At 72.1% G+C, this 23,092-nt stretch carries 15 protein-coding genes and 1 riboswitch; of the genes, 10 read left to right on the top strand and 5 right to left on the bottom strand.

What is annotated here, in order from left to right:
- Positions 1–42: 42 nt before the first annotated feature.
- Complete coding sequence (locus AB0O07_RS31535; protein ID WP_365639952.1) at positions 43–1,407, bottom strand: YibE/F family protein; 1,365 nt, start codon at positions 1,405–1,407, stop codon at positions 43–45.
- A 141-nt stretch (positions 1,408–1,548) separates the two neighbouring features.
- Positions 1,549–1,692, top strand: a riboswitch (TPP riboswitch).
- On the opposite strand from AB0O07_RS31535, the gene thiC reads away from it, so the two are divergent.
- Positions 1,685–3,586, top strand: a complete 1,902-nt coding sequence (gene thiC / locus AB0O07_RS31530) for a phosphomethylpyrimidine synthase ThiC (RefSeq protein ID WP_365639785.1) — start codon at positions 1,685–1,687, stop codon at positions 3,584–3,586. It overlaps the preceding riboswitch by 8 nt.
- 134 nt (positions 3,587–3,720) lie before the next feature.
- Here thiC and AB0O07_RS31525 read toward each other — a convergent pair whose 3' ends face one another.
- From AB0O07_RS31525 to AB0O07_RS31515, 3 genes are all read right to left on the bottom strand, one after another.
- A complete protein-coding gene (locus AB0O07_RS31525; RefSeq protein WP_365639783.1) occupies positions 3,721–4,563 on the bottom strand; it encodes a hypothetical protein in 843 nt (280 codons plus the stop codon).
- Between the two features lie 149 nt (positions 4,564–4,712).
- Complete coding sequence (locus AB0O07_RS31520) at positions 4,713–5,954, bottom strand: metallophosphoesterase (protein WP_365639950.1); 1,242 nt, start codon at positions 5,952–5,954, stop codon at positions 4,713–4,715.
- A gap of 448 nt (positions 5,955–6,402) precedes the next feature.
- The gene (locus AB0O07_RS31515; protein WP_365639780.1) at positions 6,403–7,515 is read right to left on the bottom strand and encodes a LacI family DNA-binding transcriptional regulator; all 1,113 of its coding nucleotides are present in this window, start codon (positions 7,513–7,515) and stop codon (positions 6,403–6,405) included.
- 473 nt (positions 7,516–7,988) lie between these two features.
- Here AB0O07_RS31515 and hisC point away from each other — a divergent pair, with 473 nt between their 5' ends.
- The 5 genes from hisC (at position 7,989) to AB0O07_RS31490 (ending at position 17,736) form a co-directional block, all read left to right on the top strand.
- Complete coding sequence (gene hisC / locus AB0O07_RS31510; RefSeq protein WP_365639778.1) at positions 7,989–9,101, top strand: histidinol-phosphate transaminase; 1,113 nt, start codon at positions 7,989–7,991, stop codon at positions 9,099–9,101.
- Positions 9,102–9,354: 253 nt separating this feature from the next.
- Positions 9,355–10,863: a cytochrome ubiquinol oxidase subunit I gene (locus AB0O07_RS31505; RefSeq protein ID WP_365639776.1), complete on the top strand. Its 1,509-nt coding sequence runs from the start codon at positions 9,355–9,357 to the stop codon at positions 10,861–10,863.
- Between the two features lie 14 nt (positions 10,864–10,877).
- Entirely contained in the window at positions 10,878–11,876 is a 999-nt protein-coding gene (cydB, locus tag AB0O07_RS31500; RefSeq protein ID WP_365639774.1) for a cytochrome d ubiquinol oxidase subunit II, read from the top strand.
- A gap of 96 nt (positions 11,877–11,972) precedes the next feature.
- On the top strand, positions 11,973–15,878 hold the full coding sequence (cydD, locus tag AB0O07_RS31495) for a thiol reductant ABC exporter subunit CydD (RefSeq protein WP_365639771.1): 3,906 nt from the start codon (positions 11,973–11,975) through the stop codon (positions 15,876–15,878).
- An 88-nt stretch (positions 15,879–15,966) separates the two neighbouring features.
- Entirely contained in the window at positions 15,967–17,736 is a 1,770-nt protein-coding gene (locus tag AB0O07_RS31490) for a GAF domain-containing protein (RefSeq protein WP_365639947.1), read from the top strand.
- Between the two features lie 87 nt (positions 17,737–17,823).
- Here AB0O07_RS31490 and AB0O07_RS31485 read toward each other — a convergent pair whose 3' ends face one another.
- Positions 17,824–18,717, bottom strand: a complete 894-nt coding sequence (locus AB0O07_RS31485; RefSeq protein ID WP_365639768.1) for an HAD hydrolase family protein — start codon at positions 18,715–18,717, stop codon at positions 17,824–17,826.
- A gap of 221 nt (positions 18,718–18,938) precedes the next feature.
- Between AB0O07_RS31485 and AB0O07_RS31480 the strand changes: the two genes are divergently transcribed.
- The 4 genes from AB0O07_RS31480 (at position 18,939) to AB0O07_RS31465 (ending at position 23,078) form a co-directional block, all read left to right on the top strand.
- On the top strand, positions 18,939–19,838 hold the full coding sequence (locus AB0O07_RS31480) for an LLM class flavin-dependent oxidoreductase (protein WP_365639766.1): 900 nt from the start codon (positions 18,939–18,941) through the stop codon (positions 19,836–19,838).
- 339 nt (positions 19,839–20,177) lie between these two features.
- Positions 20,178–21,233: an ABC transporter ATP-binding protein gene (locus AB0O07_RS31475; protein WP_365639944.1), complete on the top strand. Its 1,056-nt coding sequence runs from the start codon at positions 20,178–20,180 to the stop codon at positions 21,231–21,233.
- Positions 21,223–22,170 (top strand): ABC transporter permease, encoded by a 948-nt coding sequence (locus AB0O07_RS31470; protein WP_365639764.1) that lies wholly within the window; start codon positions 21,223–21,225, stop codon positions 22,168–22,170. The genes AB0O07_RS31475 and AB0O07_RS31470 overlap by 11 nt, the downstream gene beginning before the upstream one ends.
- A complete protein-coding gene (locus AB0O07_RS31465; RefSeq protein WP_365639763.1) occupies positions 22,167–23,078 on the top strand; it encodes an ABC transporter ATP-binding protein in 912 nt (303 codons plus the stop codon). Before AB0O07_RS31470 ends, AB0O07_RS31465 begins: the two co-directional genes overlap by 4 nt.
- The last annotated feature ends 14 nt before the right edge of the window (positions 23,079–23,092 follow it).

Below are 23,092 nucleotides of genomic sequence, written 5' to 3'. Positions count from 1 at the left end.
GCCGGGTAGGGCCCCGGGCGTTCTCGAACAGCGGCGCCGTCGCTACTTCTTCCGGCGGTGTCCCCGGCCCCCCGGAGCGGGCGGCACGAGCATCCCCTGGGACTCATGAGGCCCCCGGGCGGGACCGGCCGCCGGACCCGCTGCCGGACCCGTCCCCGGGCCGGAGGGACCGGAGGGTGCGGGGGCGGCGGAGGGGGTTGCCGGGTTCTCCGGGGCGGACCGGTCGGCGGAGACCACCAGGGCGGCCAGCGCCGTGGTCACCGGCACCGAGGCCACCAGACCGATCGACCCGACCAGTGTCCGTACGATCTCCTCCGCGACCAGTTCGCTGTTGGCGACGGTCCCCACGCTCGACTGCGCGATCGAGAAGAGCAGCAGGAGCGGCAGGGCGGCCCCCGCATACGCCAGGACGAGGGTGTTGACCACCGAAGCGATATGGTCCCGGCCGATCCGGATCCCGGCCCGGTAGAGCGCGCGCGGCCCCATCGTCGGGTCCGCCTGGCGCAGCTCCCAGACCGCCGAGGTCTGTGTCACCGTCACATCGTCCAGCACCCCGAGCGAGCCGATGATCACACCGGCCAGCAGGAGGCCGCTCATATCGATGTCCGGGTAGAGGCCGTGGATCAGCCCGGTGCTGTCGTCGGTGTTCCCGGTCAGACTCGCCCAGCCGATGAAGAGCGACCCCAGCAGCCCGATCAGCAGCAGCGAGATCAGGGTGCCGAGCACCGCCACCGAGGTCCTGGCCGTCAGACCATGGCAGAGATAGAGCGCGATCAGCATGATCGCGCTCGCCCCGACGACCGCCACCACCAGCGGATTCGAGCCCTGGAGGATCGCCGGCAGGATGAACAGCGTCAGGATCGCGAACGAGACCACGAGCGCGATCAGCGCCATGACCCCCCGCAGCCGCCCCACCACGACCACCGCGAGCGCGAAGATCCCGGCCAGCAGGAGCATCGGGAACTCCCGGTCCACATCGGTGACCGAGTACTGGAGATCCTGGGGAGCGTCCGGCGCGTAGGCGACCACAACGCCCTGTTTCACGTGAAACTGCCGCGGCGCGTCCGGCTGGACGATCTCGATGAAGGTGCGGCCCTTCTCCTTGCCGCTCGTCAGCTCGATCGTGGCCTTCTCACACTGGCCGGTCTCCTCCTGCACCGCCTCGCGGCCCTGCGGAGTCGAGGTGTCACCGGTCGACGGGACCTGCCCGGCGTTCACGTCCTTGCAGGGGATCTTCTCGATCTGGACCACCTGGCCCTCGACCGTCTGCCGGTCGAAGCCCACACCGGTCCGCTCGTGCGCCGGTGCGCCGCCCGGCCAGAGCACGGTGAGCCCGACCACGACGGCCGCCGCGAAGGGGATCAGGACCGCCGCGATCACCTTGCGGAGGTGCCGGGAGACCGGCATGGCGGGGCCATGGCTGTGCGTGTGGCCGTGCGATTCGTGAGTCTGCGTGGGTGGGGTCACCGCCCGATCATCGCAAGAAGGCGGAGGAAGCGGAGGGCCCTCTGGTCAGCGTGCCCGATATGACGCTAGCGTGGAGGCAACCTTTGCACACGCGGGAGCTCGGAGCACCGGGCTGAGAGGGCGCTGACGTGTAGGTCCCGGGACGCTTCCCGGACACCATCGCTGCGCCGACCGCTGAACCTGTTACCGGGTAATGCCGGCGTAGGGAGTAGGTCTCATGACCGATCAGGACACACATCTGTCTGCCTCCGGCCAGGAGGGCACGGACGGCCCGCGCCCCACCGGGGAGGCCGTCGGCTGGCACAAGGGGTATGTCGGGGGATCGCGCCCCGACCTCCGCGTACCGGTCCGCCGGGTCCACCTCACCAATGGCCGGGACGTCACGCTGTACGACACCTCCGGCCCGTACACCGACCCCGCCGTCGACACCGACGTACGCCGCGGTCTCGCGCCGCTGCGGGAGAACTGGATCATCGGCCGGGGCGACACCGAGGAGTACGCGGGCCGGGCGCCCCGTCCCGAGGACGACGGGCTCAAGCACACCACCCCGCGCGGCGGGACCCTCCCGGGCGGCTCCGGGAACCTGCGGGGGCTCGACGCGGTCTTCCCCGGCCGCCCGCGCCAGCCGCGCCGGGGCCGCGCGGGCCGGACGGTGACCCAGCTCGCGTACGCCCGCCAGGGCGAGATCACCCCGGAGATGGAGTACGTCGCGATCCGCGAGAACGTCTCCCCGGAGACCGTCCGCGACGAGATCGCGGCGGGGCGCGCCGTCCTGCCGGCCAACGTCAACCACCCCGAGAGCGAGCCGATGATCATCGGCAAGCGGTTCCTGGTGAAGGTCAACGCGAACATCGGCAACTCCGCCGTCACCTCCTCCATCGAGGAGGAGGTGGAGAAGATGACCTGGGCGACCCGCTGGGGCGCCGACACGGTCATGGACCTCTCCACCGGCCGCAACATCCACACCACCCGCGAGTGGGTGCTGCGCAACTCCCCCGTGCCCATCGGCACCGTGCCGCTCTACCAGGCGCTCGAAAAGGTCGACGGCAAGGCCGAGGAGCTGACCTGGGACATCTACAAGGACACGGTGATCGAACAGGCCGAGCAGGGCGTCGACTACATGACGGTCCACGCCGGGGTCCTGCTCCGCTATGTACCGCTCACCGCGCGCCGCAAGACCGGCATCGTCTCGCGCGGCGGTTCGATCATGGCCGCCTGGTGCCTCGCACACCACAAGGAGTCGTTCCTCTACGAGAACTTCGACGAACTGTGCGAGATCCTCGCCGCGTACGACGTGACGTACTCGCTCGGCGACGGGCTGCGCCCCGGCTCCATCGCGGACGCCAACGACGAGGCGCAGTTCGCCGAGTTGCGCACGCTGGGCGAGTTGAACACGATCGCGAAGAGCCACCAGGTCCAGACGATGATCGAGGGACCCGGCCATGTGCCGATGCACAAGATCAAGGAGAACATCGACCTCCAGCAGGAGATCTGCGAGGAGGCGCCGTTCTACACGCTCGGACCGCTGACCACCGATGTGGCCCCGGCGTACGACCACATCACCTCCGGGATCGGCGCGGCGATGATCGCGTGGTGGGGCACGGCGATGCTCTGCTACGTCACGCCCAAGGAGCATCTGGGGCTGCCGGACCGCGACGACGTCAAGACGGGCGTCATCACGTACAAGATCGCGGCCCATGCGGCGGATCTCGCCAAGGGGCATCCGGGGGCCCAGGAGTGGGACGACGCGCTGTCGGACGCCCGCTTCGAGTTCCGCTGGGAGGACCAGTTCAACCTGGCGCTCGACCCGGACACGGCACGGGAGTTCCATGACGAGACGCTGCCCGCGGAGCCGGCGAAGACGGCGCATTTCTGCTCGATGTGCGGTCCGAAGTTCTGCTCGATGAAGATCTCGCAGGACATCCGGCGCCGGCATGGCGACGACCTGTCCGGCGGCAGCGGCGCCGACGGTACGGAACCGGGTCGTACGGGTGAGGGCGGTACGGGGCCGGGCGGGGCCACGGCGGCCTCGGCGGCCGAGATCGAGGCGGGCATGGCGGAGAAGTCCAAGGAGTTCGCAGCGGCCGGTAACCGGGTCTATCTGCCGCTGGCCGACTGAGCCGCCGGGCGCCGTGGCCCGAGGCCGGGTGAGGGCCGCTCCGTCCCGGGTGACCGGGCGGCCCTCGACGGGGGCCCGGTCACCTCGGAGTCACCCCGAGGGGCACCCCGGAGCCGTTCCGGGGGCGGCCGGGGTCACTCCGGCCGGTGTTCCGGGCCGCCGAAGTCGGGGCTGGTGAAGTCCGGGCCGCTGAAGTCGGGGCTGCTGAAGTTCGGCCGCTTGCCCGCGTCGGAGCCGTCGTCGGGGCTGGAGAAGTCCGGCCTGCTGTAGCCGATCTTCGGGAGCTGGGTCGCCGACCGGGTCGGCGCGGGCGTGGCGGCCGGGGCCGTACCGGCGTCGTCGAGGGCCTTGCGCAGGAAGGGCAGGATGCCGCGCTCCAGCAGGGCGTGGCGCCAGGCCTCGCGCGCGCGGGCGACCTCGTCGGGCGGTTCGCGGCCCGCGGTCTCGTCGGCCGGCAGTTCGGTCGAGCTGTTGCGCATGGCGGTGACCAGCAGCCCCACCGCCGCGCCGAGGATGCCGATCGCGGTGATGGCGGCGAAGAACCAGCCGACCGCGACCAGGCTGCTCGCGAAGGCGGGCGGCGGGTCGAGCGCCTTCAGGAGGTAGCCGACGAGGAGGAAGATCACTGCCGCCACCCCGCCGAGGACCGGCACCAGGACGCTGACGACGGCCGTGAGTCCGGCGCCGGAGCCGGGCGGCTCCTCCGGGGCGGGGTCCCGTACGGAGTCGGGCGTGGTGGCGGCCGGCGCGCGGGACTCCTCGCGGAGCGTGGCGTAATGCTCGTACTCGGCGGCGGCGGCCGTGGCTATCCGGGCCGTCGCGTTGAGGGCCCGGGTGCGCAACTGCTCGGCGGTGAGCCGCTGCCCGACCTTGGCGAGGTCCGGACGTTCGTGCGCATTGCGCAGCACATCGTCGAGGATGCGCTCGAAATCCGCGCGATCCTCGCTCAGCAGGTGCGGAGCGCTATTCATGTGCATCCCCCGATACTCCGTAGGGCCGTCGCGCCCGTGAGGTACGAGCCGCAGTCGGCGGAAACGGAGGAGAGCCTGCTACGGATAAGCAGATGGTAGAGCGGTTTTGGCGTGCCGTGACAGGGGGTTTCCGGAAAACACCTGTCCACATCGAATCAGTTGGCCAGCGGAAGCCGTGCGACCAGCAGCTTTCCCGCCATCGTCACCCCGCCGTCCATCGCGATGGCCAGCCCGTCGGCATATACGTGCGGCCCTTCCACCACCGGCTCGGTGTCGCCTTCGTCGTCGGACGCGTCTTCTGTGCCGACTTCGCCGAGCAGATAGGGAATCGGGCTGTGGCCGTGGACCACTCGCCCTCCGCCGTACCGGGAGAGGAGTTCCCGTACGGCCTCCGGGCCGCCTTCGTCGCGGAAGGCGAAGCGTTTGGTGAGTTTGCGGAAGAGGTCCCAGCATTCGTCGGCGTCATTGCGCGTCAGGATCTGGTAGATGGTGTCGTTGACCTCGTCGATGGACGAGCCGTAGTCGAGATAGGCCGTGGTGTCGGAGTGCATCAGCAGATGCCCGTCCTCCTCGACGACCGCGTCGAGATGGGACATCCACTGGAGATGGACGTCCTGGAGGCGCTCCATGTCGGTGCGCTGGCCGCCGTTGAGGATCCAGGCGGCCTGGAAGGTGGCGGTGCCGGCGCCGGAGTTGACGGGGGTGTCGCCGAACCGCTTCGCGCCGATGAGGAGCAGTTCGTGATTGCCCATCAGGGCCTTGCAGTAGCCGCCGGCCGCCGCGGCCTCGGCGGAGAGCCGCATGACGAGGTCGATGACGCCGATGCCGTCGGGGCCCCGGTCGGTGAAGTCGCCGAGGAACCAGAGGCGGGCGTTGCCGGCGGCCCACCGGCGCTCGGCGTCGATCAGGCCCTGTTCGGTGAGGGCGGCGACGAGTTCGTCGAGATAGCCGTGGACGTCCCCGACGACGAAGAGCGGCCCGGGGCCTTCGATGTCGCTGCTCTCGGCGGCGGCGTCCACCTTGACCAGCACGGTGTCGCCCCGGTTGGCCATGGTGATCACCGGGAGGTCGCGCTCGGTCGGTGTGTACCCCTCCGGCGGCTCGTCCGCGGGGACCGCGTCACCGGGGTGGCCCGTGGGCGCCGGGGGCGGTGCCGACGGCCCGGCGGCGGGGTGCGGGGCGTGCGCGGGGGCCGCCGGTGCCGCTGCCGGGGCGGCCGGGGGCGGCGGCGCGGGTACGGCGGCGGGCGGGCCCGCCGGGCTGGGCGGGCCGGGCGGTGCCGGCTCTCCGGACTCCACGGGAACCTGCGCGTAGGGCGGTACGCGGAAGTCGCGCAACGTCGCCGTCCGCACCACGGGTCCCTGACCGGCCCCCTGTGTCATCGACCCCTCCACCACCGTCGTGCCGCCGTACACCTCTCGGGCCCGCCCGCCCCGCCCGGGTTGTGCCCGGCGGCGGAAAAGGGAAGGTCCGTGGTGTCGTGCGCCCATCATAGGAATGACCTCGGGCCTCTGTGACGCACCAGGGGTGGTGAATCCGATCGTACCGCCGGTTCGGTGGCTGATTTCGCGTCGATCGCCCGAAATGCCGAGGGTCCGGCCGTTCGGCGGGGTGCCGGAATCAGCCGGTCCGGTGGTGTCGTACGGGGGCGTGGTGGTCGCCTCGGGGCCTCGTACGGGCCCGTACGGCGCCGTAGGGGCCGGGGAAACGCGGGGCGGCGGGCGCTCACCTCGCGCTCGCGCCCCGTTCACGTCCCGCTTTCGTCCCGGCTCCGTCCCGGTTCCGTACGGCGTTCCGTGTGGCGTTCCCTGCGCCGGTTCCGTACGCCGGTTCCGTACGGGCCCCTCAGTCGCCCGCGGGGGAGCGGGGGGCGCTGACCGTGGTGCGGGGCGGGCGGCGCTGGGAGGAGGTCCTGACGATCAGTTCGGTCGGTATCACCTGCTCGACCGGCCGGTCGGTCTCGACGCCCTCGATGGCGTCGATGAGGAGCTGGATCACGGCGGTGCCGATGCGGCGGGGCTTCAGGGAGAGCGTGGTGACGGGGGGTTCCGTGGAGGCGTAGACCGTGGACTCGCTGCAGCAGACGATCAGCAGGTCCTCGGGGACCCGTAACCCGTAGCGGCGGGCGGCCGCGAGGAGGTCGGTGCCGTTGGGGTCGAAGAGGCCGTAGACGGCGTCCGGGCGGTCCGGGCGGGCCAGCAGCCGGTCGGCGGCGACGGCCCCGGCACAGGGGTCGTGGGCGGGGTAGGACTCGTAGACCGGGTCCTGGCCGACCCGCTCGCACCAGCGCAGATACGCCGTGGTGGAGAGCCGGGTGTAGGTGTCCGTGGTGGTGCCGGTGAGCAGGCCGATCCGGCGGGCGCCGGCGGCGGCGAGATGGTCGAGCAGGTCGAGGACGGCCGCCTCGTGGTCGTTGTCGACCCAGGCGGTGACCGGGAGGGTGCCGGCGGGGCGGCCGTCGGAGACGACCGGGAGGCCCTGGCGGACGAGTTCGGCGACGACGGGGTCGTGGTCGGAGGGGTCGATGACCACGGTTCCGTCGAGGGCGACATTGGCCCAGACGTCGTGGCGGGAGGTCGCGGGGAGGATGACGAGGGCGTAGCCGCGGGCGAGCGCGGCGGAGGTGGCGGCCCTGGCCATCTCGGCGAAGTAGGCGAACTCGGTGAAGGTGAAAGGTTCATCCCCGTACGTGGTCACGGTCAGGCCGATCAGCCCCGACTTGCCGGTACGGAGGGTGCGGGCGGCGGCGGACGGCCGGTAGCCGAGGCGCTCCGCCACTTCTCGGACATGGCTCCGGGTGGCCTCGGGTAACCGGCCCTTCCCGTTGAGCGCGTCCGAGACAGTCGTGATGGAGACACCGGCGGCGGCGGCGACGTCCCGGATGCCCGCCCGACTCTGCCGGCTTCCCCGGCGGGTTGTGTCCGTCCGGCTCACCTGGTGTTTCCCTGCTGCTGTCATGGCGAGCCGATAGTAGGGCGCTCGCGGGGGGTAGGGCCGGTCGCATATGCACCCGGCAGGAGGCACGTTTCTGCAAGACATATCTGGCTCAACGACCTTGAAAGGCAAGGGAGTTAATCGTTTCTGCCATGGTCTCCTCTGTAAGGGACGGTATGGGCCTGCCGAGGGGCCCATGTTTCGAAGAGGTCTCAACTCACCTCTACGAGGGATGCGCGCCACGGCGCGAGCCACCGGCGCACGCCGGAGGGAGAAGTGCTCCCCCTGTTTTTCCCGCGTTCCTCCGGGTTCCCTCGCCCGGGTTCCCCCGCGATGTCCGCGCCCGGGAGGGGGCCTCCGCGCCCGGCGTCGGGGGCGGAGCTGTGCCCGGCGTTCGTCCTGGCCACCGCTCCTCGTAGGGTGAGCGGCATCGATGGCGCCTGGACCGGGCAGGACGGACCGGGCCGCCGACCGCCGAACGGCCGAGGAGGACCCCGGTGAGCGAGACGAGCCCCAAGCTCCGGACGACCCCCAAGCTCCGTGCCGAACTGGACGGCATCCCCACGTACAAGCCGGGCCGGCCGGCCGCGTCGGGCGGGCCCGTCGCGTACAAGCTCTCCTCCAACGAGAACCCGTACCCGCCGCTGCCCGGGGTGATGGAGCAGGCGGTCGAGGCCGCCGGGGCCTTCAACCGCTACCCCGACATGGCGTGCACCGGGCTGATGAACGAGCTGGCGGACCGGTTCGGGGTGCCGCTCACGCATCTGGCGACCGGCACCGGATCCGTGGGGGTGGCCCAGCAACTGCTTCAGGCCACCTCGGGCCCCGGGGACGAGGTCATCTACGCCTGGCGCTCCTTCGAGGCCTACCCGATCATCACACAGATCTCGGGGGCGACGTCCGTACAGGTGCCGCTGACGCCGGGCGAGGGGCATGACCTGGACGCGATGGCCGACGCGATCACCGACCGGACCCGGCTGATCTTCGTCTGCAACCCCAACAACCCGACCGGCACCGTGGTGCGCAGGGCGGCGCTGGAACGGTTCCTCGACCGGGTGCCGGGCGATGTGCTGGTGGTGCTCGACGAGGCGTACCGCGAGTTCATCCGCGCCGCCGAGGGCGAGGGGGGCGGGGTGCCGGACGGCATCGAGATCTACCGCGACCGCCCGAACGTGGCGGTGCTGCGCACCTTCTCCAAGGCGTACGGGCTGGCCGGGCTGCGGGTCGGGTTCGCCGTGGCGCACGAGCCGGTGGCGGCGGCGCTGCGGAAGACGGCGGTCCCCTTCGGGGTGAGCCAGATCGCCCAGGAGGCGGCGGTCGCCTCGCTGCGCGCGGAGGACGAGCTGCTGGGGCGGGTCGGCGCGCTGGTGGCCGAGCGGGAGCGGGTGTACGCGGGCCTGGTCGGCCAGGGGTGGACGGTGCCGGAGACACAGGCGAACTTCGTCTGGCTGCGGCTCGGGGAGCGCACGGCGGCGTTCGCGGCGGTCTGCGAGGAGGCGGGCGTGGTCGTACGGCCCTTCGCGGGCGAGGGGGTACGGGTCACGGTCGGCGAGCCCGAGGCGAACGACCTCTTCCTCCAGGCGGCAGGGGCGTTCCGCAAGGGGCTGTAGGGGCTGCATACGTACATACGTTTGAGGGGTGGTCCCGGTGGGGGCCACCCCTCAAACGTGAGCGCGCGCGGCGCGTCTGGCTTGAAGTCGACGGAGGGGACCCCCCGCTCGAAGATCCGGAAGGCATGTGCGACATAATGCTTGTGAATGTGAACGCGTTCACAAGCTAGTCCGTTTCCAGACGGTACGCCCCGGTCAAACCGGACGGTACGCCACCGGTCGCACGGGACAGCTTGATGTAAGGAGAGAAGACGTGGATCTCGCTCTGGCGCCGGAGACCCTGGCGCGCTGGCAGTTCGGCATCACGACCGTCTACCACTTCCTCTTCGTCCCCCTGACGATCTCGCTCGCCGCGCTCACCGCCGGGTTGCAGACCGCGTGGGTCCGCACGGAGAACCCGAAGTACCTCAGGGCCACCAAGTTCTGGGGGAAGCTCTTTCTGATCAACATCGCGATGGGCGTGGTCACCGGCATCGTCCAGGAGTTCCAGTTCGGCATGAACTGGTCCGACTACTCGCGCTTCGTCGGGGACATCTTCGGGGCGCCGCTCGCCTTCGAGGCGCTGATCGCCTTCTTCTTCGAGTCCACCTTCATCGGGCTGTGGATCTTCGGCTGGGACAAGCTGCCGAAGCGGATCCACCTCGCCTGCATCTGGATGGTCTCGATCGGCACGGTCCTCTCCGCCTACTTCATCCTGGCGGCCAACTCCTGGATGCAGCACCCGGTCGGCTACCGGATCAACAAGGAGTCGGGCCGGGCCGAACTCACCGACTTCTGGCGTGTGCTCACCCAGGACACCGCCGTCACCCAGTTCTTCCACACCCTGACGGCGGCCTTCCTCGTCGGCGGCGCCTTCATGGTCGGTATCGCCGCCTTCCATCTGATGCGCAAGAAGAACATCCCGGTGATGCGCACCTCGCTCCGGCTCGGTCTGGTCACCGTGATCGTCGCGGGGCTGCTCACCGCCGTCAGCGGCGACACCCTCGGCAAGGTCATGTTCAAGCAGCAGCCGATGAAGATGGCCGCCGCCGAGGCGCTGTGGGACGGCGAGGGGCCGGCGCCGTTCTCCGTCTTCGCCTACGGGGACGTCGACAAGGGCCACAACGATGTCGCCATCGAGATCCCCGGGCTGCTCTCCTTCCTCGCCAACAACGACTTCACCTCGTACGTCCCCGGTATCAACGACGTCAACAAGGCCGAGCAGGAGAAGTTCGGCCCCGGCGACTACCGGCCCAACATCCCCGTCGCCTACTGGGGCTTCCGCTGGATGATCGGGTTCGGCATGGCGTCCTTCGGCCTCGGGCTGCTGGGGCTCTGGCTCACCCGGAAGAAGTTCCTGCTGCCGCCCGCGCTGCGGACCGGCGAGGACGAGGTCCCGAACCTGGTTCTCTTCCGCACCAAGGTGCTCAGCCCCCGGGTCGCCCGCTGGTACTGGCTCACCGCCCTCTGGACGCTGCTCTTCCCGCTGATCGCCAACTCCTGGGGCTGGATCTTCACCGAGACCGGCCGGCAGCCCTGGGTGGTCTACGGGGTGCTGCGCACCGCCGACGCCGTCTCCCCCGGGGTCTCCCAGGGCGAGGTGATCGCCTCCATGGTCGTCTTCACGCTGCTGTACGCGGCCCTCGCGGTCGTCGAGGTCAAGCTGCTCGTGAAGTACGTGAAGGCCGGCCCGCCGGAGCTGACGGAGGACGACCTCAATCCGCCCACCAAGATCGGCGGCGACCACGCGGACGCCGACCGGCCGATGGCCTTCTCGTACTGAGGAGTTGAGGAGCAATGCACCTTCACGACATCTGGTTCGTGCTGATCGCCGTCCTGTGGACCGGCTATTTCTTCCTCGAAGGCTTCGACTTCGGTATCGGGGTCCTGACCAAGCTGCTCGCCCGCGACCGTGCGGAGCGCCGGGTCCTGATCAACACCATCGGGCCGGTCTGGGACGGCAACGAGGTCTGGCTGCTGAGCGCCGCCGGGGCCACCTTCGCGGCCTTCCCCGACTGGTACGCCACCCTCTTCTCCGGCTTCTACCTGCCGTTCCTGCTCGTGCTGGTCTGCCTGATCCTGCGCGGGGTGGCCTTCGAGTACCGCGCCAAGCGGCCCGAGGAGCGGTGGCAGCGCAACTGGGAGCACGCCATCTTCTGGACCTCCCTGATCCCCGCGCTGCTCTGGGGGGTCGTCTTCGGCAACATCGTGCGCGGCGTGCAGATCGACGCGCAGAAGGAGTACGTGGGCTCCCTCGCCGATCTGCTGAACCCGTACGCACTGCTCGGCGGGGTGGTGACGCTGGCCCTCTTCACCTTCCACGGCACGGTGTTCGCCGCGCTCAAGACGGTGGGGGACATCCGGGCCAGGGCCCGGCGTCTCGCGGTCGTGCTGGGGGCCCTCACCGCGGTACCGGTCCTCGGCTTCCTGGCGTGGACGCAGGTGGACGGGGGCGACGGGGCGAGCCTGGTCGCGTCGGTCGTCGCGGTGGCCGCGCTGCTGGCGGCGGTCGGGGCGGTCGGCGCCGGGCGGGAGGGCTGGTCGTTCGTCTTCTCGGGGGTGACGGTGGTCGCGCTGGTCGCGACGTTCTTCCTGGCGCTCTTCCCGAACGTCATGCCGTCCTCGCTCAACGAGGCGTGGAATCTGACGGTGACGAACGCCGCGTCCACCCCGTACACCCTGACGATCATGACCTGGTGTGCCGGGATCGCGACTCCGGTCGTCCTGCTCTACCAGGGGTGGACGTACTGGGTCTTCCGCAAGCGGATCGGCACGCAGCACATCGCGGGCGCGTAGCGGATCCGGCGGCAGCGGCGCCGGTAACGGCGGTAGTGGCGGTAGTGACGGAAAGGCCATGTTTCACGTGAAACATGGCGGGAGGCGGTGTTTCACGTGAAACCAATCGATCCGCGTCTGCTGCGGTACGCCCGCTCCACCCGTCTCTTCCTGGTGGCCGTGGTGGCCCTCGGGGTGGCGGGGGCGGGGCTGGTGATCGCCCAGGCGATGCTGATCGCCGAGGTGGTGGTCGGTGCGTTCCAGCGCGGTTACGACGCCTCCGATCTCCGCACCCCCCTGCTGCTGCTCGTCGCGGTCGCCGCCGGGCGTGGACTGGTTTCCTGGCTGACCGGCCTCGCCGCCCACCGGGCGAGCGCGGCGGTCAAGTCCGAACTGCGGGGGCGTCTGCTGGCGCGGGCGGCCGAGCTGGGGCCCGGCTGGCTGGGCGGCCGGAGCGTCGGCTCGCTGGTGGCGCTCGCCACCCGGGGGGTCGATGCGCTGGACGGCTACTTCGCGCGTTATCTGCCGCAGCTCGGGCTGGCGGTGGTGGTGCCGGTGGCGGTCCTCGCGCGGATCGTTACCGAGGACTGGGTCTCGGCGGCGGTGATCGTGGTGACCCTGCCGCTCATCCCGATGTTCATGGTGCTCATCGGCTGGGCCACGCAGTCCCGGATGGACCGCCAGTGGCGGCTGCTCTCCCGGCTCTCCGGCCACTTCCTGGATGTGGTGGCCGGGCTGCCGACCCTCAAGGTCTTCGGCCGGGCCAAGGCGCAGGCCGAGGCGATCCGTACGATCACCTCCGCGTACCGGCAGGCGACGGTGCGCACCCTGCGGATCGCTTTCCTCTCGTCGTTCGCGCTGGAACTGCTCGCGACGCTGTCGGTGGCGCTGGTCGCCGTCGGGATCGGGATGCGGCTGGTCCACGGTGACCTCGACCTCTACACCGGGCTGGTGATCCTCGTCCTCGCGCCCGAGGCGTATCTGCCGATCCGGCAGGTCGGGGCGGAGTACCACGCGGCGGCCGAGGGGCTCTCCGCCGCCGAGGAGATCTTCGCCGTCCTGGAGACGGAGCCCGCCGGGCGCGGCACGGCCCCGGTGGTCCGTGCGGGCGCGGCGGAGGGGCCGCCCCGGCTGGAGCTGGCGGGGGTGACGGTCCGCCACCAGGGCCGTACGGAGCCGTCGCTGGACGCGGCCACCCTGACGGTCGAGCCGGGGGAGAGCGTGGCCCTGGTCGGCCCGAGCGGCGTCGGCAAGACCACGCTGCTCCATGCGGTGCTCGGGTTCGCCGTACCGGACGAGGGCCGGGTACGGGTGAACGGCCAGGACCTCGCCGATCTCGATCCGGAGCGCTGGCACGAGACCGTCGCCTGGGTGCCCCAGCACCCGTACCTCTTCGCCGGGACGATCGCGGAGAACGTCCTGCTCGCCCGGCCCGACGCGGACGACACGGCGCTGAAGCGCGCACTCCGGGACGCGGGCGCGCTCGATTTCGTGACGGCGCTCCCCCACGGGGTGCGGACCGTGCTCGGCGAGGACGGTGCCGGGCTCTCGGCCGGCCAGCGCCAACGCCTCGCACTGGCCCGCGCCTTCCTCGCCGACCGTCCCCTGCTCCTCCTGGACGAGCCCACGGCGGCGCTCGACGGCGAGACGGAGGCGGGCATCGTCGAGGCGGTACGCCGACTCTCCGCAGGCCGTACGGTCCTCCTGGTCGTCCACCGCCCCGCACTGCTCGCCGTGGCCGACCGGGTGGTCACCCTCGCGGGGCGGCCGGTGGGGACCGTCGGCGCGGAGGCGCGCGTGGGCGTGGTGTCCGGTGGGGAGCCGGGCGGTGCTGAGGTGCGTGCGGGCGTGGGGCGTGGTGGGGAGCCGGGCGGCATGGAGGCGCGCGGTGGCGTGGTGTCCGGTGGGGAGCTGCCCGGCGTGGAGGCGCGTGTGGGGGTGGGGCGGGGGCCGCTCGGGCGGATGCGGGGGGCCGCCGGGGCGTTGCGGGGGCGCTTCGTGCTGGCGCTGGTGCTCGGGGCGTGTGCCCTGGGGTCGGCGGTCGGGCTCATGGCCGTCTCCGGCTGGCTGATCTCGCGCGCCTCGGAGCAGCCGCCCATCCTCTATCTGATGGTCGCCGTCACCGCGACCCGCGCCTTCGGTATCGGGCGGGCGGTGTTCCGTTACGCCGAGCGGCTGGTCTCGCACGACGCCGTGCTGCGGATGCTCGCGGACCTCCGGGTCTCCGTCTACCGGCGGCTGGAGCGCGTCGCGCCCGCCGGGCTCCGCGCGGTGCGGCGCGGGGACCTGCTCTCCCGGCTCGTCGCGGATGTCGACGAACTCCAGGACTACTGGCTCCGCTGGCTGCTCCCGGTCTCCGCCGCCCTGCTCGTCTCGCTGGGCACCGTCGGCTTCACCGCCTGGCTGCTCCCCGAGGCGGGCGCCGCCCTGGCCGCCGGGCTGCTCGCCGCCGGGGCCGGCGTACCGCTGCTGAGCGGGGCCTGCGCGCGCCGCGCCGAGCGGCGGCTCGCCCCGGCGCGCGGGGCGCTCGCCACCCGGGTGGTCGACCTGCTGCGGGGGACGGCGGAGCTGACCGTCGCGGGCGCGCTGCGCGGCCGGCTGCGCCAGGTGCGCGCGGCCGACGCGGAGCTGACCTCGATCGCCTCGCGCAGCGCGGGCGCGCAGGCGCTGGGTGCCGGGCTCACCGCCCTGATCTGCGGCGCGACCGTGGCCGCCGCCGCCTTCCTGGGCGTCCAGGCGGTGCACACGGGGCGCCTGGACGGCGTGGAGCTCGCCGTGGTCGTCCTGACCCCGCTCGCCGCGTTCGAGGCGGTCGCCGGGCTGCCGCTCGCCGTGCTCCACCGGCAGCGGGCCCGCCGGGGCGCCGAGCGGGTGTGCGAGGTGCTGGACGCGCCCGTCCCCGTACAGGAGCCGGAGCGGCCCGCGCCCGCCCCCGGCACGCCGTTCCCGCTGGAGGTGCGGGGGCTGTCGGCGCGGTACGCGGGGCAGCGGCGTGCCGCGCTCACCGGCTTCGATCTGACGCTGACCGCAGGGAAGCGGGTGGCGGTCGTCGGCGCCTCGGGCGCGGGCAAGACCACGCTCGCGCAGGTGTTGCTGCGCTTTCTGGACCCGAGTGAGGGGAGCTGCCGGCTGGGCGGTACGGAGCTGACGGCGCTCGACGGGGACACCGTACGGCGCCTCGTCGGGCTCTGCGCCCAGGACGCCCACCTCTTCGACAGCTCCGTACGGGAGAACCTGCGCCTCGCCCGGCCCGAAGCGGCCGAGGAGGAGTTGCGGGACGCGCTCCGCCGGGCCCGGCTGCTCGACTGGGCCGACGGGCTGCCCGACGGGCTCGACACCCTGGTCGGCGAGCACGGCGCCCGGCTCTCCGGCGGCCAGCGCCAGCGGCTCGCGCTCGCCCGCGCGCTCCTCGCGGACTTCCCGGTGCTGATCCTGGACGAGCCAGCGGAACACCTCGACCTGGCGACGGCCGACGCGCTGACCGCCGATCTGCTGGCGGCGACCGAGGGCCGTACGACGCTGCTGATCACCCACCGGCTGCGGGGGCTCGACGCGGTCGACGAGGTGATCGTGCTCGACGGGGGCCGCACCGTACAGCGCGGCCCGTACGGTGAACTCGCCGCCGCCGAGGGGCCGCTGCGGCGGATGCTGGAGCGGGAGCGCGCGGGTGACCTGCTGGGCGCGCCGGTCGCGGCCGGGCCGGAAGCCGCGCGGATGCCCTCGGCCCGGGGGTCTTCTGGCCGGACGTCTTCCGCCGGCCAGGCGTCTTCCGCCCGGGTGTCCGCTGCTCGGACGTCTTCCTCCGGTTCCTCCGGCCGGACGTCTTCCGCCCGGGGGTCCTCCGGCCGTACGCCTGCTGTCGGTACGCCCGCTCCCGGTACGCCCGTGGCCCGTACGCCCGTTGCTCGTACCTCCGCTCAGGAGCCCGCGCGTACCTCCGCCTCCGGGGCTGCCGCCGCGTCGGCCGGCGAACCCGACCGGGGATCGGCCGGGGGATCGGCCCAAGGGCCCACTCCGCGCTGAATCCGACTTTCGGTGTGAATCACCCGTTACTACCCTCGGTTCCATGGCAGATCCCGACCCCTCCGTCCCCTCCGGCCCCTGGGACCCGCTGGATCCCCTCGATCCGCTCGACCCCCTCGAAGCGGCGATCCGCGCGGCGGGGAGCCTGGAAGGGCTCTCCGCCGAGACGACCGCGCGCGTGCCCCAGCTCCTGGAGGCGATGTGCTCCGTCGGCGCGGGGCTGGGGCTGCACGCCACGCTCGACCGGATCTGCGCGACGGCCGCCGAGCTCGTCGGCGCCCGGTACGCGGCGATCGGCGTCGTGGACGAGGCGGGCCAGGGGCTCGCCGACTTCGTCACGTACGGGGTCGACGCGGCCACCGCCCGGCGGATCGGCCGGTGGCCCGACGGGCACACCGGCCTCCTCGGCGCGCTGACCGGCCACCCCGACCCCATCCGCCTCACCGACCTGGCCGCCGACCCGCGAGCGGCCGGATTCCCGCCGGGGCACCCCCCGATGCGTACCTTCCTCGGCGTCCCGGTCCAGGGCCGGGGCGAGACCGTCGGCAACTTCTATCTGGCCGAGAAGACCGGCGCCGGCGAGGGCGCCGGCTTCACCGACCACGACCTGCACCTGCTGCGCGTGCTCGCCACCGAGGCGGGCATCGCGATCGGCAACGCCCGGCTGTACGAGGCGGCCCGGCAGCGCGAGCGGTGGATCGACGGCTCCGTCGCCGTCACCACCGCGCTGCTCTCCGGCGGCTCGGTCGAGGACGCGCTCAGCATCGTCGCCGAGCAGGCCCGCCGCCTCTCCGACTCGGCCATGGCCTCCGTGCTGCTCCGGACGCCCGGCGGCGGGCTCGAAGTCGTCGCCGTCTCCGCCGAGGACCCCTGTGTCCGGCCCGGCTATCCCATCCCGGCGGAGAGCCGCGCCGCCGCCTCGCTGCTGGCGGGCGAGGCCGTCTTCGTGGAGGACGCGCCCACCGACCCGAGGATGATCACCGATACGGCCTCGCTCTTCGGGCCGATCATGCTGTTGCCGCTGCGGACGGACGGGCGGGTGCTCGGCGCGCTGGTCATGCCGCGCGAGCGGGGCGCACCGTCCTTCGGCGAGCGGGAGCGCACCCTGGCGGGCCAGTTCGCGGCCCAGGCGGCGCTGGCGCTGATGCTGGCCGGGGCGCAGCGCGACCGGGAGCGGCTGGCGGTGCTGGAGGACCGCGACCGGATCGCCCGCGACCTGCACGACCTGGTGATCCAGCGGCTGCACGCCACCGGGATGATGCTGGAGAGCGCGCAGCGCGGCACGGTCGCGCCCGAGGTCCATCAGGGCATCGACCAGGCCGTCGAGGCGCTGGATGTGACGATCCAGGAGATCCGGGCGGCCATCTTCGCCCTCCAGCAGGGCCCGGCGGAGGCGCCCTCGGGGGTACGGACCCGGGTCCTGCGGGAGATCCATATGGCGGCGGTGCCGCTGGGCTTCACGCCCACGTACCGCTTCGTCGGCCCGGTCGACGCGGCGGTGGGCGAGCCGTACGGGAAGAACCTGATCGCCGCGCTCCGGGAGGCGCTCTCCAACGCCTTCCGGCACGCGCGCGCGTCCCGGATCGAGGTGGTGGTCGACGCGACGGTACGGCTCGACGACGGCCGGCGGGCGGTACGGCTGACGGTCGCGGACGACGGGGTGGGCATCCCGCCCGGGGGCCGTCGCAGCGGACTGCGCAACCTCCGGCGACGGGCCGAGTCGCTGGGCGGGTCGAGTTGGTCGGAGCCGGGGCTGGGCGGGGACGCGGGGAGTGCGGGAGGGGAGGGTGGTGGCGGGGGTGGTGCGGGTGGTGCAGTGGGGCGCGGCGCCGCGGTGATCTGGGAGGTGCCGTTGTAGGCCACCCTCCCCCCGTAAGGCGCTCCCCCCTGCGGAGCGCCCCTCTGCGGAGCGCCGCCCCCTGCGGAGCGCCCCCGCGTCCCCGTCCTACCGGCGCGCCAGGATCTGTTCGATGACGATCGCGACGCCGTCCTCGTTGTTGGTGAGGGTACGGCCGGACGCGGCGGCCAGGACGTCGGGGTGCGCGTTGCCCATCGCGTACGACGTGCCCGCCCAGGTCAGCATCTCCAGGTCGTTGGGCATGTCCCCGAAGGCGACGACCTCGTCGGCGGAGATCGAGCGCTCCGCGCAGCAGAGGGCCAGCGTGCTCGCCTTGCTCACGCCGAGGCCGCTGATCTCCAGGAGCGCGGTCGGGCTGGAGCGGGTGATGGTGGCGTGGTCGCCGGCCACCTCGCGGGCCAGGCGGAGGAAGCCGTCCGGGGTGAGTTCGGGGTGGTGGGCGAGGAGCTTCAGCACGGGGGCGGGGGAGGCGCCGTCCGCCGCCGCTCCGGCCCCGGCTCCGGACCCGGCCCGGAGGAGCTTCTCGGCGGTGGCGACGATCCCGCCCGGGTCCTGGGGGAAGCCGGGGTACTCCGGCTCGTAGTTGATGCCGTCGGTGTCCTCGACCGCGAACGTCGTCCCGGGGGCGGCGGCCCGCAGCGCCGCCACGACCTCCAGGGCGGTCTCGCGCTCCAGCGGGCGGGCCTTCAGCAGGCGGCCGCCGGAGTGCAGGTCGACCACCACGGCACCGTTGGCGCAGATGGCCATCCCGTGGCCGTGCACATGGGCGCTGACCACGTCCATCCACCGGGCCGGCCGGCCGGTCACGAAGAAGACCTCGATCCCCGCCTCCTCGGCGGCCTCCAGCGCGGCGACGGTGCGCTCCGAGACCGACTTGTCGTCGTGCAGGAGCGTGCCGTCCAGATCCGTGGCGATCAGCCGGGGCCGGGCCGGGAGCGGAGAGGGGGCGGGTGCGGAAGAGGAGCCAGAGGGGGAGGTCACCGGGCCATTCTCGCGTACGTCCGCGCACGGGCGGGCAGAGGGGCGCACGTATGAGCCGTCACGCCCCCCTACCCGCGCCGCACCCGTCCGCGTCGTCGTACCTGTCCCCCCCCGTCCCTGTCCCCCCGTCGCGCCCGTCCGCCCTCTCCGCCGTGCCCGGTCCTCCTCGGTCCCCCGGGCGGCCCGTACCGGCCGGGGCCCGGGCCCGTATCGTCGCGGGCATGCGTCTGAGTACCGTGATCCTTCCTGTCCGCCGCTGGCACGACGGTGGCCGCGACGAGTGGCTGCGTGCCGAGCGGCTCGGCTTCCATGCCGCGTACACCTATGACCACCTGACCTGGCGGACCTTCCGCGACGGCCCGTGGTTCGGGGCGGTCCCCACGCTGACCGCGGCCGCCGCCGCGACCGCGCGTATCCGCCTCGGCACGCTGGTGACCTCGCCGAACTTCCGGCACCCGGTGACGCTCGCCAAGGATCTGCTCACGCTCGACGATGTGTCGGACGGCCGGATCACGCTGGGGATCGGCGCGGGCGGCATGGGGTGGGACGCCACGGCGCTGGGGCAGCGGGCGTGGTCGCCGAGGGAGCGGGCCGACCGGTTCGCCGAGTTCGTACCGCTGCTGGACCGGCTGCTGACGGAGGCGGACGTGTCGTACGACGGGACGTTCTACTCCGCGGTCGAGGCCCGCTCGATCCCGGGGTGCGTGCAGCGGCCCCGGCTGCCCTTCGCGGTGGCGGCGACGGGGCCGCGCGGGATGCGGCTCGCGGCCCGGCACGGGCAGGCGTGGGTGACCACCGGGGACCCGAAGCTGTTCGAGACGGGCACGCCGGAGGAGTCACGGGCGGCCGTCCGCGGGCAGATCGAGCGGCTCGGCGCGGCATGCGCGGAGATCGGGCGGCCGGTGGCGGAGGTCGAGAAGATCCTGCTGACCGGGTTCACGCCGGACCGGAGCGGGCCGATGGAGTCGCTGGACGCGTTCGTGGACTTCGCCGGCCGCCACTTCGAGCTGGGGATCACGGAGATCGCGGTGCACGCCCCCATTCCGGACTCGGACTTCGCCGCGGACGAGAAGGTCTTCGAGCGGATCGGCACGGAGGCGTTGGCCCAGCTCCGTCCTTGACCGGCCGGACGGATGCCGGGCCTGCCGGAGTTCGAATTGGTGGTGGCTCACAGGTTTGATCCACAGTCAACTTGACTTATCCACAGGCTATTTGATGCTTCTGTGGACAAGGGGTGAGTGATTCATCCCTGTTTCTGGAGAATGCCGCTTTTGTGCCATGAGTGGGGTGGGGACGCCTCAGGGGCCCCATCCCCGTTCTCCTCCTCCTAGGGGAAGGCCCCCTACGGGTCTGTACGCCTGGAGGCTGACCCGGATACAGGCGTCTGGTCTGACGCCCGCTGTGGCCCGCGCCACTACCGTCGAGGGGTGACCACAGTGATCGCGACCGAAAGCCTGAGCATGCGGTACCCCCGGGTGACCGCACTCGACCGGCTCTCCCTGGACATCGGGCCCGGTGTGACCGGCCTCGTGGGTTCCAACGGGGCCGGCAAGTCCACCATGATCAAGATTCTGCTCGGCCTGTCACGGGCCACGGAGGGCCGGGCCACGGTGCTCGGGCTCGACGTCGCCACCAGTGGCAGCGCCATCCGCGAGCGGGTCGGATACATGCCCGAGCACGACTGCCTGCCCCCGGACGTCTCCGCCACCGAGCTGGTCGTCCACATGGCGCGCATGTCGGGGCTGCCGCCGGCCGCCGCCCGCGAGCGGACCGCCGACACCCTGCGCCACGTCGGCCTCTACGAAGAGCGCTACCGCCCCATCGGCGGCTACTCCACCGGCATGAAGCAGCGCGTCAAACTCGCGCAGGCGCTGGTGCACGACCCGAAGCTGGTCCTTCTCGACGAGCCGACCAACGGTCTCGACCCGGTCGGCCGCGACGAGATGCTGGGCCTGATCCGCCGCGTCCACACCGACTTCGGCATCTCCGTCCTCGTCACCTCGCACCTCCTGGGCGAGCTCGAACGCACCTGTGACCATGTCGTCGTCATCGACGGCGGCCGGCTGCTGCGCTCCAGCTCGACCAGGGACTTCACCCAGATGACCACGACCCTCGCGGTCGAGGTCACCGACACCGACACGCACCCCGACGGGACCCGGGCGCTGCGCGACGCGCTCACCGCCGCCGGGATCACGCTCCACGCGGGTACGGAGGAGGGGCTTCCGGGCGCGGGCCACATCCTGCTGATCGAGGCCCAGGGCGAGGAGACGTACGACACCGTCCGCGACACCGTCGCGGGGCTCGGCCTCGGACTCGTACGGATGGAACAGCGCCGCCACCAGATCGCCGAGGTCTTCCGCCCGCAGCAGGCCGCCGCCGCCCACGGCGCGGGCGAGCCCGCCGCCCAGGCGCCCGCCCAGGCCGCAGCCCACGGCACCGACCACGCCGCCGCCCAGGGTGCCGACCCGGCGGCGTACGTATCGCAGCAGAAGGGAGGTTCCCGCGATGAGCGCTGAGACCGACGCCCGTACCGGCACGGCCGCGGGCCTCGCCGCCGGCAGCCCCGCCGTGGCCGGTTCCGGGGACAGCCGGATCCACAACATCGGATACCGCTCGTACGACGGCCCCCGGCTCGGCCGGGCCTACGCCCGCCGCTCGCTCTACACGCAGTCCCTGCGCGGCGCGTACGGACTCGGCCGGTCGGCGAAGTCCAAGGTCCTGCCGATGATCCTCTTCGGTGTCATGTGCCTGCCCGCCGCGATCATCGTCGCGGTCGCCGTCGCGACCAACCTCAAGACGCTGCCCCTCTCCTACACGGGGTACGCGCTCACCACCCAGGCCATCATCGGCCTCTACCTCGCGGCGCAGGCCCCGCAGTCCGTCTCGCGCGACCTGCGTTTCAAGTCGATTCCGCTCTACTTCTCGCGCCCCATCGAGCGCTCCGACTACGTCCTGGCGAAGTTCGCCGCGATGACCTCCGCGCTGCTCATCCTGACCGGCGCGCCGCTCGTCATCCTCTATGTCGGCTCCCTGCTGGCCAAGATGGACTTCGTCGAACAGACCAAGGGCTTCGGCCAGGGGCTGGTCTCGGTGGCGGTGCTCTCCGTCCTCTTCGGCGGGCTCGGCCTCGTCGTGGCCGCGCTCACGCCGCGCCGCGGGTTCGGGGTGGCCGGTGTGATCGCGCTGCTGACCATCTCGTACGGGGCCGTCTCGGTCCTCCAGGTGATCGCCATGACCGCGGACGCGAACAGCGCCGTCAAGTGGATCGGCCTCTTCTCCCCCATCACGCTGGTCGACGGGGTGCAGACCGCGTTCCTCGGCGCCTCGACGTCCTTCCCGGGCGGCTCGGGTCCCTCCACCGCGTTCGGCGTGATCTATCTGCTGGTCGTCGTCGCGCTTGTCCTCGGCTCGTACGCCGTCCTCATGCGCCGTTACCGGAAGGCCGGGCTGTGACCACCATCAACATCGAGCACACGTCCCGCTGGTTCGGGAACGTGGTCGCCGTCAACGACGTGACCATGACCATCGGCCCGGGGGTGACCGGTCTGCTCGGCCCCAACGGCGCCGGCAAGTCCACGCTCATCAACATGATGGCGGGCTTCCTCGCCCCCTCGACCGGCGCCGTCACCCTCGACGGGGCGAAGATCTGGCGGAACGAGTCCGCGTACCGGCAGATCGGGATCGTGCCCGAGCGGGAGGGGATGTACGACTTCCTCACCGGCCTGGAATTCGTCGTCGCCAACGCCGAACTCCACGGTCTCGGCGGCAAGGCGGCGCGGGCCGCGCTCGCCACGGTCGAGATGGAGTACGCGCAGGACCGCAAGATCGCGACGTACAGCAAGGGCATGCGCCAGCGCGTGAAGATGGCGTCGGCCCTGGTCCACAACCCGTCCGTGCTCCTGCTCGACGAGCCGTTCAACGGGATGGACCCGCGCCAGCGCATGCAGCTCATGGAGCTGCTGCGGCGCATGGGGGCTGAGGGGCGTACGGTGCTCTTCTCCTCGCACATCCTGGAGGAGGTCGAACAGCTCGCCTCGCACATCGAGGTGATCGTCGCGGGCCGGCACGCCGCGTCCGGGGACTTCCGCAAGATCCGCAGGCTGATGACCGACCGGCCGCACCGCTATCTCGTACGGTCCAGCGACGACCGCGCGCTCGCCGCCGCCCTGATCGCCGACCCGTCGACCTCCGGGATCGAGGTCGACCTCGGCGAGGGCGCCCTGCGGATCCAGGCCGTCGACTTCGGCCGCTTCACCGAGCTGCTGCCGCGGGTGGCCAGGGAACACTCCATCCGGCTGCTCACGGTCTCGCCCTCGGACGAGTCGCTTGAGTCGGTCTTCTCCTACCTCGTAGCGGCCTGAGCGGCCTGAAAGGA

It is taken from the genome of Streptomyces sp. NPDC093085, from assembly GCF_040683935.1.
GTDB lineage: Bacteria > Actinomycetota > Actinomycetes > Streptomycetales > Streptomycetaceae > Streptomyces.
This window is presented reverse-complemented; position numbering and strand designations above follow the sequence as displayed.